A 12,489-nucleotide genomic window follows, 5' to 3' on the forward strand; every position below is an offset into this window, starting at 1 on the left:
CTTCGACGACTACATGAAGGAAGGCCCGCTGGCGGCGATGGATGCCATCGAGAAGGCGACCGGCGAATTGAAGGTGCATACTGCCGGCTATTGCGTCGGCGGCACCCTGCTCGCCACCACGCTGGCATGGCTTGCGGAAAAACGCCGCCAGCGTGTGGCCTCGGCGACCTTCTTCGCGGCGCAGGTGGATTTCACCCACGCCGGGGATCTTTTGGTGTTCGTCGACGAAGACCAGATCTCTGCGCTGGAGCGCGACATGCAGGCCTCCGGCGTGCTCGAAGGCTCGAAGATGGCGATGGCCTTCAACATGCTGCGCTCGAACGACCTGATCTGGTCCTATGTCGTCAGCAATTATCTGAAGGGCAAGACGCCCTCGTCATTCGATCTGCTGCACTGGAATTCGGACGCAACGCGGATGCCCGCAGCCAACCATTCCTTCTACCTGCGCAACTGTTATCTGGAGAATCGCCTCTCCACCGGCAGCATGGTGCTGGACGACACGCTGCTCGACCTGTCGAAGGTCAAGGTGCCGGTCTACAATCTGGCGACAAAAGAAGATCATATCGCACCGGCAGATTCGGTGCTGTACGGCTCGCAGTTTTTCGGCGGTCCGGTGAAATTCGTGCTCTCGGGCTCCGGACATATCGCCGGCGTGGTCAATCCGCCGGCGTCGAACAAGTACCAGTTCTGGACCAACGACAACATCAAGGACATCACGCTCGCCGACTGGCTCAAGGGCGCGCAGGAGCACAAGGGCTCATGGTGGCCGGACTGGCGCCAATGGCTCAGCAGCATCGATGCGGAAGAAGTTCCGGCGCGCGCGGTCGGCACCGAGGCGCTCCCCGCGATCGAGGACGCGCCGGGCAGCTATGTCCGGGTCCGCGCGTAGCCTAACGGCGCGCCTTTGCATATAACAGGTCGTCCCGCCGGGACTGGATTCGAAAACCTTTGAGGGGGAACCTATGACGCGCGAACTGTTCTGGCTGACATGGACGGTGATTCTGACCGGCCTGATGTGGGTTCCCTACATCCTCAATCGTTGCCAGGTGCGCGGCCTTGGCGGCGCGATGGCCAATCCGTCGCGCGCCGACAAGCCGCAAGCCGAATGGGCCAACCGGCTGATGTTCGCGCATGACAATGCGGTTGAGAATCTCGTGGTGTTCGCGCCGCTGGTGCTGATCCTCAACGCCGCCGACTACTCCAGCAAATGGACGGTGCTGGCCTGTGCGGTCTATTTCTGGTCCCGCGTCGCGCATCTGATCGTCTACACCATGGGACTTCCGGTGTTCCGCACGCTGGCGTTCACCGTCGGCTTCATCGCGCAGGCGGTGCTCGCGCTGGCGATTTTCAAGATCCTCTGACCCGTATCCCGGACGCCGTGCGGCATTCTTCATGCCGCTCCGCAGAGCCGGGACCCCCGGTTTAGCGAAGATAGCTGGGCCCCGGCTCTGCAGCGCACCGCTCCGCAAGGGCTACGCGCCGCGCTGCGTCCGGGGAACGCAGAACCTCTTGAGGCGCATTTGTTGCATGAGGCTTATGAGCGTTGAATGAGTCCTGGAACAAGATGAGCCGATCCGTCTCCAACCTCACCACCATCGTCAAGGAAATCGCCGACGAGATGGCGCAGCGGCCGGACCGCGGCGAGGTTGCGAATTACATCCCGGAACTGGCAAACGTTCACAACAAGCGCTTCGGTCTCGTGGTGGTCGACGGGGCCGGCAATGTCGCGTCCGCCGGCGACAGCGAGATGCCGTTTTCGATCCAGAGCATCTCAAAAGTCTTTACGCTGACGCTGGCGCTCGGCCTGGTCGGCGACAAGCTGTGGCAGCGCGTCGGCCGCGAGCCGTCGGGCAGCCCGTTCAACTCCATCGTCCAGCTCGAATATGAGCGCGGCAAGCCGCGCAACCCCTTCATCAATGCCGGCGCCATCGCCGTCACCGACGTGATCCTGTCGGGACATCAGCCGCGCGAGGCGCTCGGCGAAATCCTGCGCTTCATGCGCTTTGTCGCCGACGATCCGTCGATCGCAATCGACGAGTCGGTGGCGGCATCCGAGCAGCGCACCGGATTCCGCAACATCGCCCTCGCCAACTACATGAAGTCGTTCGGCGTGCTCGACAATCCAGTGAACCACGTCCTCGGCGTCTACTTCCATCACTGCGCGATCGCGATGTCGTGCCGGCAGCTTGCGATGGCGGGGCGCTATCTCGCCTGGTCCGGCGTCAATCCTTCCACCGGCCATTCCGCGGTCTCGGCCGAGCGCGCACGCCGCATCAACGCAGTGATGCTGACTTGCGGCCACTATGACGGTTCGGGAGAATTCGCGTTTCGCGTCGGCTTGCCGGGAAAGAGCGGCGTCGGCGGCGGCGTTCTTGCGGTCGCGCCCGGCAAGGCTTCCATCGCGGTGTGGTCGCCGGGCCTGGACGTCCACGGCAACTCGCATCTTGGCCGCGTTGCGCTGGAAGCCTTGAGCAAACGGATGGGCTGGTCGATCTTCGGTGTCTGATGCGACGTCGATGCGGCACGTCGGCGGCGCGCTCAGTTATTCCGCGCCGCTTCCTCTATCGCGGCCTCGTGATACCAGCCGCTGCCGGCAGCCGCTTTCACAAGCGGCTGAGATTCAAGGCTGGTCCTCGGTCGAGATTCGTCGCGGGCGTTCAGCGCGAAGCGGCCGCGCGGCGGAAATTCGTAGATCTGGGCGGACCCACCAGGAATGCTCGTCGTCATCGATCGTCTCCGTTTGCACGCGCCACTTCAATGCGCGAGTCGCTGGGTCGATCCAATATAGGCCCGTTGCACTCACTTTGCTCAGTTTGCCTGCCAAAAAACCAGCAAATGCATACAATATCAGCAGCGACCATTTTGCATCTTGCGCTGGCATCGCCGATGCTGAGCCGCGGCGGCCCTGCTCAATGTCTGCATGGCGACAATTTGCTGCATGGATTGGCATGTTTAGTGCTTCGGGAAGCTCCAAGCGGTTGGCGGCCGGGTGCCGTTGGCCGGCAGAACACGAACAAGATCTTCGTCATCAGCTCACGAGAGATAGGTAATGACAAAATACAAACTCGAGTACATCTGGCTCGACGGATACACGCCGACACCCAACTTGCGCGGCAAAACGCAGATCAAGGAATTCGATTCGTTCCCGACCCTCGAACAGCTGCCGCTGTGGGGTTTTGACGGCTCCTCCACCCTGCAGGCGGAAGGCAGAAGCTCGGACTGCGTGCTGAAGCCGGTCGCTGTTTATCCGGACGGCGCGCGCACCAATGGCGTTCTGGTGATGTGCGAAGTCATGATGCCGGACGGCGTCACTCCGCACGCGACCAACAGGCGCGCCACCATTCTCGACGACGAAGGCGCCTGGTTCGGCTTCGAGCAGGAATACTTCATGTACAAGGACGGCCGCCCGCTCGGCTTCCCGTCGACGGGTTATCCTGCGCCGCAGGGCCCTTATTACACCGGCGTCGGCTACAGCAATGTCGGTCCGGTCGCGCGTGAGATCGTCGAGAAGCATCTCGATCTCTGCCTGTTCGCCGGCATCAACCACGAAGGCATCAACGCCGAAGTCGCGAAGGGCCAGTGGGAATTCCAGATTTTTGGGAAGGGCTCCAAAAAAGCTGCCGACGAAATGTGGATGGCCCGCTATCTGTTGCAGCGGTTGACCGAAACCTACGGCATCGACATCGAGTATCACTGCAAGCCGCTCGGCGACACCGACTGGAACGGCTCGGGGATGCACGCCAACTTCTCGACCGAGTATTTGCGCACGGTCGGCGGCAAGGAATACTTCGAAGCACTGATGGCGGCCTTTGAAGAGAATCTGATGGACCACATCGCCGTCTACGGACCCGACAACGACAAGCGCCTGACCGGCAAGCACGAGACTGCTCCCTGGAACAAGTTCAGCTACGGCGTGGCCGACCGCGGCGCCTCGGTCCGCGTGCCGCACTCGTTCGTCAAGAACGGTGCCTACAGGGGCTATCTCGAAGACCGCCGCCCGAACTCGCAGGGCGACCCCTACGCCATCGCTTCGCAGATTTTGAAGACGATCGCGTCGGTCCCGACCGCCAAGAAGGCGGTCGCGGCGTAAGCGTTCTAAGCGTCATGGCCGGGCTTGACCCGGCCATCCATCTTTTGAAAAAGCCTTTTGCGAAGCGTGATGGATGCGCGGGTCAAGCCCGCGCATGACGTAGGCTAAGCGATGCCGCTGCCCTCCGGAATTCCCAGCATCAGCCGCATGTTCTGCACGGCCGCGCCCGAAGCACCCTTGCCGAGATTGTCGAGCCGCGCGACGAGAACGGCCTGGCGGTGCTTGGCGCTGGCAAAGACATAGAGCTCGAGCATATTGGTCTCGTTGAGCGCCTGCGGCTCCAGCCGTCCGCTCCTGGTCGCATTGTTGTCGAGCGGCATCGCCGAGACATAGGTGCTTGTCGCATAGCGCTTGGCCAGCGCGGCATGCAGGTCGGCGGCATCCGGCTTGCCTGGAAGCGTATCGAGATGCAACGGCACCGAGACCAGCATCCCCTGCCGATAATTGCCGACCGATGGCACGAAGATCGGCCGGCGCGAAAGATTTGCGTAGAGCTGCGTCTCCGGCACGTGCTTGTGCTCGAAGCCGAGGCCATAGAGTTCGAAGGCCGGCGCGGTGCCGTCCTCGAAGCCAGCGATCATCGACTTGCCGCCGCCGGAATAGCCGCTGACCGCGTTGATGGCGACCGGATAATCTGATGGCACCAGGCCGGCATCAACGAGCGGCCGCAGCAGCGCTATCGCACCGGTCGGATAGCAGCCGGGGTTCGAGACTTTTCGCGCGGTGCGGATCTTGTCGGCCTGATCGGGCGCGAGCTCCGGGAAGCCGTATACCCAATCCGGTGCGACCCGAAACGCCGTGGAAGCGTCCAGCACCTTGGGAGCCGCGGTTCCCATGCCGTCGATCAACGCGACGGTTTGCTTCGCGGCGTCATCGGGCAAGCACAGGATGACGAGGTCCACCTCCTCCATGAGCGCGCGCTTGGCCGCCTGATCCTTGCGCTTGTCCTCAGCGATGCTTTTCACGGCCACGTCGCTTTGCCGGTCGAGGCGCTCGCGAATCTCAAGCCCCGTCGTTCCGGAAGCGCCATCGACGAACACGGCAGGTTTTGCGGCAGTTTTTGCGGCCGGCGCCCGGCCTTTCGGCCGGCTGGTTTCGGAGAGGCTCATTACGTGTTCCTTCCATCCGCGGGCCCGCCGACGGCGACCTGTGATTTGTAGTCCAAGTGCGGCCGCAGCGCGACCATCCGTTTTCCTATTCCCTGCGCATCGGCATCGCCTTGCCGCGACAGCTCGATCGCGACCGCCGCGTGATCGACGTCGGATTTGTGCTGGTTCAGCTTGAAACTGCCTTCGATGTCCTCGACCGTCATCACCAGCCCCACGATCGCCTTCATCATCGCCTCGCGCCGCCCGGCGGTCATCTCGCTTGTCGTCCACGGCGGCTTCGGTGCAAGCCAGCTTTCGAATTTCCCGCTCAGTGCATCCAGATGCCCGGCCAGTTCGTGACCGGCCATGGTGCGGACCGGACCTGAGAAATGCACGGCCTGATAAAGCCAGGTCGGCACCTGATCCGGCGACGCGTACCAGTGCGGCGACACATAGGTGTCGGCGCCATTGACCGCAATCAGCCAATGCGATTTGCCGCCCGCGAGCGCCGCCAGCGTATTGCCGCGCGCGACGTGGAACGCCGCGACAGGCGTGCCGTCGTTCAGATATTCGAGGCAGAACGGCAGCGCAGAGGCGACCGGCTTCGATCCGTCATGCGCGCAGACCGTGCCGAAGCCGCGCGCGGCCGCAAACGCGAGGCTGGCGGCGCGGTCGGGCTGGAAGAACGGTGGGGCATACATGGCGGTCTCCTGCTGGTGATGGAGCCGCCGGACCGGATCGCGCTGGATGCAAGAAAGTGCCGCGGATCATATCCGGCGGCAGGGGCGACAATCAGACGCGCAAATCTTGAACGCGTAACGCCGCCCATACCGCTGATGTGCGGCGGCGGCGAGCGATGAGCATGGTCGCGGCGTCGATCATGGGCGCGGCTATAAGGCCGCACCCGGTTTTCGTCAAGGGACCAATCGTGTCCCGGACGCGGTGCGGCATTCTTCATGCCGCTCCGCAGAGCCGGGACCGTACCAAAGACAGGCGCTCGTTACGGCCCCGGCTCTGCAGCGCACCGCTTCGCAAGAGCTACGCGCTGCGCTGCGTCCGGGGCACGGGGTTTTTTCTAGATCACTGGATTCCACGGCGCCGGCACCAGCCGGTAGCCGTTGCCATCCTTTTCGACATAGCCATTGGCCGGGAACGGGTAGTGGAAGCCCTGTACCCGCATCTTGTCGGCGACCAGCATGTCATAGACCTTGCGGCGGGTGGCTTCCGCCATCGCCGGGTCCTGATCGAACATCAGATGCCAGCCCGGATTGGTGACAAACAGCGCCGGAAGGTTGGTGACGTCGGACTGGATGAACACCTTGTCGGAACCGGATGACAGGATGAACGAGGAGTGGCCCGGCGTGTGGCCGAGGGTAGCCACCGATTGCAGCCCCGGTGCAACGTCCTTGCCGGGTTCATACGGCGTGACCTTCTTCTTGAGGCCCGCGTCGAACACGCGCCGGGCATTGGCGAACACGCCCTTCATGCGGTCCGTGGTCTGCTTGCCCATTTCGCCGTCGTCCATGAAGTATTTCCATTCCGCCGCCGGCACCAGCACTTCGGCATTCGGGAACGCCAGCACATTGTCCGCCGTCAGCAGGCCGTTGATGTGGTCGCCGTGGAAATGCGAGATCACCACGATGTCGACCGCTTTTGCATCGAGCCCCGCGGCGGCCATGTTGCCGGCGAATTGCCCGACATTGCCTTTGCTCGATGCGAAGGCGGCCGGACCGTTGCCGGTATCGACCACCACCAGCTTGCCGCCGGTATTGATCACGAGCGGCGCGAAGTACACGGACATCTTGTCCTTCGGCATGAAAGCCTTTTCGAGCGCGGCGTTGACTTCGTCCTTCTTCGCGTTGAGCACGAAGGTTTCGGGCAGCGCGAAATTGTTGACGCCGTCGGAAATGACGTTCACCTGCGCATCGCCGACCTTGTAACGATAGAAACTGGGCGCCTGCTTGTCGGCCGCGGGCGCGGCCGCTTTGGCGGAGACGGTCGGCAGCAGCGGCGTGGCGGCGAGCGCGGCGGCGCCGGCCAGTGCATGACGTCGGGTCAGTTCCATGGTGATGTCCTCCCTGTGAGATTTGATTGGTGCGAAACCCGTCTGGCGGTTTGTTATCGCGCAACCCCTACCAGCATTTTAAGCCCCGCGCGATAACAGGTATGCGAAGTGCACGGTTGTGAGGGAATCAACACCTACCACAATGGCTTATTCCCCCGGGGGCGAGGCGTCTGGAATCCCGGCGATATCGAGTGATTGATTAGTGCAGACGGGACAACAGCGCCAGGAGGCCGACGCCAGTGGCGACTATTCCTCCCAGGCGTACGGTCAGACGCAGCGTCTGGGTATCGATCGCGGTCTGCAAATCTTGCTTGGTCACGAGCTCGGTCATGATGAACTCACGCGCGGCCTCGGCATGAGCCTCCGCCTGCGGGTTGGGAACGCCGGCATCCCGCAGCCGTTTGGCATAGCCCAATGTATCAAATGCCCAAGCCACCGTCATCTCCCCAACGACCAGATTTAACATTTGGAGGAATGCGCCACCACAACCGGCAGCTGAAAGATCGGAATTTTTGAAGGCTCAGCATCGCCGTTTTAGCGGCGCAGGTTGTTGCCGGTGGCCTCAAACCGCGCGCCACAGCCATTCCACGATCAGCGAAATCACGTCGCCGAACAGCAGCAGCGCCGCGGCCCATATCAGCGCGGAGACGAAATTGGCGACCTGGAAGCGCCAATACGGCATCTCGAAAATGCCGGCCGCCAGGGGCACCGACGCCCGCAGCGGCCCGAAGAACCGGCCGATGAAAATGCTGGGCACGCCCCAATTCTTCACAAAGGCCTCGCCGCGCGGCAGCAGATCGGGATAGCGCGACAGCGGCCACATCTGCGCGACGTGCTCCTTGTATTTGAAGCCGAACCAGTAGGACAGCCAGTCGCCAAGGGCAGCTCCGATGCCACCAGCGATCCAGACCGGCCAGAAGGAGATATCGGCAGCGCCAATCAGGGCGCCGATCGCGACCAGCGCGCCCCAGGCCGGGACCAGCAACGAGATAAACGCAAGCGACTCGCCGAATGCCAGCACAAGAACGATGGGCGCGGCCCAGGCCTGATGATCGCGGACAAAATCGGCGATGCCGCGAAACGCTTCTTCCATTCCCTGACGCCCTTTTGCCTCAGTTTGCCCGGCCGGGCGCAGCAGCTGGAACCTGTTTTACAGGTCCGGTGGCCGAACTGGTAGGCCAGCCCCGTGCCTCACATCAAGTCACAATGACGGGGACCGCGCGTGAGCTTTCCCGCTGCGCGAGGTCTGCGTAAGCGCGACCGCGACTATCGCGGCAACCCATCTTCGCCATACAAAAAACCTGGCTTCGCGCCGCGCCGGGGCCGGCCATTGCGGATTTCCGCCCGGAAGCGCGCACCTTGTCCAGGATGGCCCTTCGATCGACCGCCGTCGGCATCGCCGTGACTGGACCAGCCGCGCAACGGCTTTGCCGCAGCGAGCGAGTACAACCTCATCGCCCGTTCGGCGCGGCGAACCAGCTCAGCCAGTGTCGCTCGGCAGCGCGACGGAAAACCGGCATGTGTTCCTTCCGGCCTATGACCAATCTCGACCATTGACGGCTCAATATCGAACCCGACGCGGTGCGTCACTATTTAAGCTCATCCGTGGCATAGTCAGAGCAGCCGATTCGCTGCGCTTTGAGCGCGCGCAACACATGAAAAGATATGTCTAAACCATTGAAAATCAAGACCGATCTGTTTGACGCTCCGGAACGAAGCCGGTCGCCGGCCAAAGCTGCGCCGCGCGGTTCGGGCGCCGAGGCCGGCTATACCGCTGCCGACATCGAGGTGCTGGAAGGCCTGGAGCCGGTGCGCCGCCGCCCCGGCATGTATATCGGCGGCACCGACGAAAAGGCGCTGCATCATCTGTTCGCCGAAGTCATCGACAACGCCATGGACGAGGCGCTGGCAGGCCACGCCTCCTTCATCGAAGTGGAAATGAACGCCGACGGATTTTTGACCGTCACCGACAACGGACGCGGCATCCCGGTCGACCCGCACCCGAAATTTCCGAAAAAATCCGCGCTTGAAGTCATCATGTGCACACTGCATTCCGGCGGCAAGTTCGACTCCAAGGTCTATGAGACCTCGGGCGGCCTGCACGGCGTCGGGGTCTCCGTGGTCAATGCGCTGTCCTCCCGGCTCGAGGTCGAGGTCGCGCGCGGCCAGAAGCTCTATCGGATGGCGTTCGAGCGCGGTCACCCTAAGGGCAAGCTCGAGGACCTCGGCAAGATCAACAACCGCCGGGGCACCAAAATCCGCTTCAGGCCGGACGCCGAGATTTTCGGGGCTAAGGCGGCATTCAAGCCGCAGCGCCTGTTCAAGATGACGAGGTCAAAGGCCTATCTGTTCGGCGGCGTCGAAATCCGCTGGCGCTGCGACCCCGACCTGCTCAAGGGCGTCGACGACGTGCCGGCCGAGGACAGCTTTCATTTCCCGGGTGGATTGAAGGATTACCTCGGCGCGGCGATCCATGCCGACACGCTGGTGCATCCGGACATTTTTTCGGGCAAATCCGGCCGCAATGGCGCCCACGGCGCCTGCGAATGGGCGGTGGCCTGGACCGCCGACGCCGACGGATTCCTGTCGTCCTATTGCAACACCGTGCCGACGCCCGACGGCGGCACCCACGAATCCGGCATGCGCAGCGCGCTGCTGCGCGGCCTGAAGGACCACGCCGAGCGCGTCGGCCAGGGCAAGCGCGCCGCCAGCGTGACCTCCGAAGACGTGATGGTCGGGGCGGCCGTGATGCTCTCGGTGTTCGTGCGCGAGCCGGAATTCCAGGGCCAGACGAAGGACCGCCTCGCCACCGCCGAGGCGCAGCGCATCGTCGAGCAGGCGATCAAGGACCCGTTCGACCACTGGCTGTCCGGCAATCCGCTGCAGGCCAACAAGCTCCTGGATTTCGTCATCGAACGCGCCGACGAGCGCTTGCGCCGACGCGCCGAGAAGGAAATCTCCCGCAAGACCGCGGTGAAGAAGCTGCGCCTTCCCGGAAAACTCGCCGACTGCACCAATACCGCCGCCGAAGGCTCCGAACTGTTCATCGTCGAAGGCGACTCGGCCGGCGGCAGCGCCAAGCAGGCGCGCGACCGCAAGACCCAAGCCATCCTCCCCCTGCGCGGAAAGATCCTCAACGTTGCCTCCGCCACCAAGGACAAGCTGACCGCTAACGCGCAGCTTGCCGATTTGATGCAGGCGATCGGCTGCGGCACGCTCTTGCAGTACCGCGAAGACGATTTGCGCTATTCGCGCATCATCATCATGACCGACGCCGACGTCGACGGCGCCCATATCGCCTCGCTCTTGATCACGTTCTTCTACCGGCAGATGCCGCGGCTGATCGACGAGGGCCATCTCTATCTCGCCGTCCCCCCGCTCTATCGCCTCACCCATGGCGCCAAGACGGTCTATGCCCGCGACGACGCCCACAAGGACCAGCTACTGAAGAGCGAATTCAACGCCAATGCCAAGGTCGACGTCGGCCGCTTCAAGGGCCTCGGCGAGATGATGCCGGCCCAGCTCAAGGAAACCACCATGGACCCGGCCAAGCGCACGCTGCTCCGCGTGGTGCTGCTGGCCGACGACCGCGAAGGCACCGCCGATTCGGTGGAGCGGCTGATGGGCACCAAGGCCGAAGCGCGGTTCGCGTTCATCTCGGACAAGGCGGAGTTCGCGCGCGAGGATTTGCTGGACGTGTGAGGGGTTTACGCCGCGTCCGCAGGTCTCACCCGCCGGCTGATGTCCGCGCCCTTCTCGCGTTCGATCACGGCGATATCGTACTGACTTTGCAAATCGAGCCAGAATTGCGCGCTGTTGCCGAAATAGCGGCCGAGCCGCACCGCGGTGTCGGCGGTGATAGAGCGACGTCCATTGAGGATATCTGTGATGCGTCCCGAGGGCACGCCGAGATCGAGCGCCAGACGGTTGGCGCTGAGCTTGCGGGAACCGAGTTCGCGTTTCAGAAGCCGGCCCGGATGTATTGCGGGAACCATATACTATCCCCTGTGATAATCGACGATTTCGACATCGAACGCATCGCCTTTGCGAAATTCAAAGCAGATACGCCCAGCGGGTATTGACCGTCATCGCCCACTGCTTTTTTCGTTCGCCCTTTAACTTGTGCAACCCGACGCTCCGCAATGGACTGAGGTCCTGAAGACTTTTGGCGACATTGAGCGCCAATAACAAATCCGTTGCGGCCTCGACATCAAGGCCGCCGAATTGGTTCGACGGATGCCCTTCCCATAACTTGCGGGTTGCAGCATTTCGCCAGGACCGGATCAGGGCAAAATCATACTACGCGAAACGGTGAAAAACAATTCTTTCCGATTTTGGGATCCACAATTTTTGTGATCGAATAATGTGACCGGTTCGATCTCGGGAGAAAGTTTGATGCGCAGTCTTCCGCTAGTCTTCGGCATCCTCGGCCTGCTGATCGGCCTGATCTGGATCGGCCAGGGCACCGGATACATCAACTGGCCGCAGTCCAGCTTCATGATCAGCCAGATCCAGTGGGCTTGGTATGGCACGGCGCTGGCGGTGGTCGGCGTGATCCTGATCTGGCGCGGCCGGCGATATAGAACTCGTCATGGCCGGGCTTGTCCCGGCCATCCACGTCTTTAAGACTAGTGACAAAGGAAGACGTGGATGCCCGGGACATCTGCGCGAAGACGCGCTTCGCGCTTAGCCCGGGCATGACGAGGAAAGGACACCTCAATGACAACCTCCCCCTTCGACCTCACCGGCCGCGTCGCCATCGTCACCGGCGGCAATGGCGGCATTGGGCTTGGCATGGCGCGGGGGCTGGCGGAGGCAGGTGCTGCCGTTGCCATTGTCGGGCGCAACGCGGCGAAATCGGACGCGGCGGTCGCCGAGCTCAGGCAGAGCGGCGCCGAGGCGATCTCGGTCATTGCCGACGTCACTGACAAGGCCGCGGTCGCCGCCATGGTCGAGCACACTAAGCGCGAATTCGGCCGCATCGATATCCTCGTCAACAACGCCGGCATCAACGTCCGCAAGCCGCCGCACGCGCTTAGCCTTGATGAATGGGACAGCGTCGTCAAAACCAACCTCACCAGCGCGTTCCTGTGCTCGCAGGCGGTATACCCCGCGATGAAGGCTGCGGGCGGCGGCAAGATCATCAACATCGGCTCGATGATGTCGATCTTCGGCGCCAGCTTTGCGCCGGCCTATGCCGCGAGCAAAGGCGGCATCGTGCAGTTCACCCGCTCCTGCGCGGTGGC

Annotated in this window: 14 protein-coding genes; 7 read left to right on the forward strand and 7 right to left on the reverse strand. The window is 62.8% G+C overall.

Annotation, left to right across the window (positions count from 1 at the left end; all coding sequences use genetic code 11):
- The 3 genes from VGP39_RS06770 to VGP39_RS06780 form a co-directional block, all read left to right on the forward strand.
- Positions 1–889, forward strand: an 889-nt coding sequence (locus VGP39_RS06770; RefSeq protein ID WP_327567332.1) for a PHA/PHB synthase family protein, incomplete at its 5' end; no start/stop codon positions are given.
- Between the two features lie 73 nt (positions 890–962).
- The gene (locus VGP39_RS06775) at positions 963–1,361 is read left to right on the forward strand and encodes an MAPEG family protein (protein ID WP_327567333.1); all 399 of its coding nucleotides are present in this window, start codon (positions 963–965) and stop codon (positions 1,359–1,361) included.
- 203 nt (positions 1,362–1,564) lie between these two features.
- Positions 1,565–2,506 (forward strand): glutaminase, encoded by a 942-nt coding sequence (locus VGP39_RS06780; protein ID WP_327567334.1) that lies wholly within the window; start codon positions 1,565–1,567, stop codon positions 2,504–2,506.
- Positions 2,507–2,538: 32 nt separating this feature from the next.
- Here VGP39_RS06780 and VGP39_RS06785 read toward each other — a convergent pair whose 3' ends face one another.
- The gene (locus VGP39_RS06785; protein WP_327567335.1) at positions 2,539–2,727 is read right to left on the reverse strand and encodes a DUF2735 domain-containing protein; all 189 of its coding nucleotides are present in this window, start codon (positions 2,725–2,727) and stop codon (positions 2,539–2,541) included.
- Positions 2,728–3,049: 322 nt separating this feature from the next.
- Here VGP39_RS06785 and VGP39_RS06790 point away from each other — a divergent pair, with 322 nt between their 5' ends.
- Positions 3,050–4,090 (forward strand): glutamine synthetase beta-grasp domain-containing protein, encoded by a 1,041-nt coding sequence (locus VGP39_RS06790; RefSeq protein ID WP_327567336.1) that lies wholly within the window; start codon positions 3,050–3,052, stop codon positions 4,088–4,090.
- 104 nt (positions 4,091–4,194) lie between these two features.
- On the opposite strand, the gene argC is transcribed toward VGP39_RS06790, so the two are convergent.
- The 5 genes from argC to VGP39_RS06815 form a co-directional block, all read right to left on the reverse strand.
- Positions 4,195–5,199, reverse strand: coding sequence for an N-acetyl-gamma-glutamyl-phosphate reductase (argC, locus tag VGP39_RS06795; protein ID WP_327567337.1), 1,005 nt, complete (start codon positions 5,197–5,199; stop codon positions 4,195–4,197).
- Positions 5,199–5,879, reverse strand: a complete 681-nt coding sequence (locus VGP39_RS06800; protein WP_327567338.1) for an FMN-binding negative transcriptional regulator — start codon at positions 5,877–5,879, stop codon at positions 5,199–5,201. The genes argC and VGP39_RS06800 overlap by 1 nt, the downstream gene beginning before the upstream one ends.
- A 374-nt stretch (positions 5,880–6,253) precedes the next feature.
- Positions 6,254–7,243, reverse strand: a complete 990-nt coding sequence (locus tag VGP39_RS06805; RefSeq protein ID WP_327567339.1) for an MBL fold metallo-hydrolase — start codon at positions 7,241–7,243, stop codon at positions 6,254–6,256.
- A 199-nt stretch (positions 7,244–7,442) separates the two neighbouring features.
- The gene (locus VGP39_RS06810) at positions 7,443–7,679 is read right to left on the reverse strand and encodes a hypothetical protein (RefSeq protein ID WP_327567346.1); all 237 of its coding nucleotides are present in this window, start codon (positions 7,677–7,679) and stop codon (positions 7,443–7,445) included.
- 126 nt (positions 7,680–7,805) lie between these two features.
- Positions 7,806–8,336: a DedA family protein gene (locus tag VGP39_RS06815; protein ID WP_327567340.1), complete on the reverse strand. Its 531-nt coding sequence runs from the start codon at positions 8,334–8,336 to the stop codon at positions 7,806–7,808.
- A gap of 572 nt (positions 8,337–8,908) precedes the next feature.
- On the opposite strand from VGP39_RS06815, the gene parE reads away from it, so the two are divergent.
- Positions 8,909–10,945, forward strand: a complete 2,037-nt coding sequence (gene parE, locus VGP39_RS06820) for a DNA topoisomerase IV subunit B (protein WP_327567341.1) — start codon at positions 8,909–8,911, stop codon at positions 10,943–10,945.
- Positions 10,946–10,950: 5 nt separating this feature from the next.
- On the opposite strand, the gene VGP39_RS06825 is transcribed toward parE, so the two are convergent.
- Positions 10,951–11,238 carry a HigA family addiction module antitoxin gene (locus tag VGP39_RS06825; protein WP_327567342.1) on the reverse strand — a complete coding sequence of 96 codons (288 nt, stop codon included), beginning with the start codon at positions 11,236–11,238 and terminating at the stop codon, positions 10,951–10,953.
- 400 nt (positions 11,239–11,638) lie between these two features.
- On the opposite strand from VGP39_RS06825, the gene VGP39_RS06835 reads away from it, so the two are divergent.
- Both VGP39_RS06835 and VGP39_RS06840 read left to right on the forward strand, forming a co-directional pair.
- Complete coding sequence (locus VGP39_RS06835) at positions 11,639–11,869, forward strand: hypothetical protein (RefSeq protein WP_327567344.1); 231 nt, start codon at positions 11,639–11,641, stop codon at positions 11,867–11,869.
- A gap of 93 nt (positions 11,870–11,962) precedes the next feature.
- The coding region (locus VGP39_RS06840; protein ID WP_327567345.1) for an SDR family NAD(P)-dependent oxidoreductase at positions 11,963–12,489 on the forward strand (527 nt) is incomplete at its 3' end.

The sequence above is a fragment of the Bradyrhizobium sp. genome (genome assembly GCF_036009065.1).
In the GTDB taxonomy this organism is placed as follows: Bacteria; Pseudomonadota; Alphaproteobacteria; order Rhizobiales; family Xanthobacteraceae; genus Bradyrhizobium.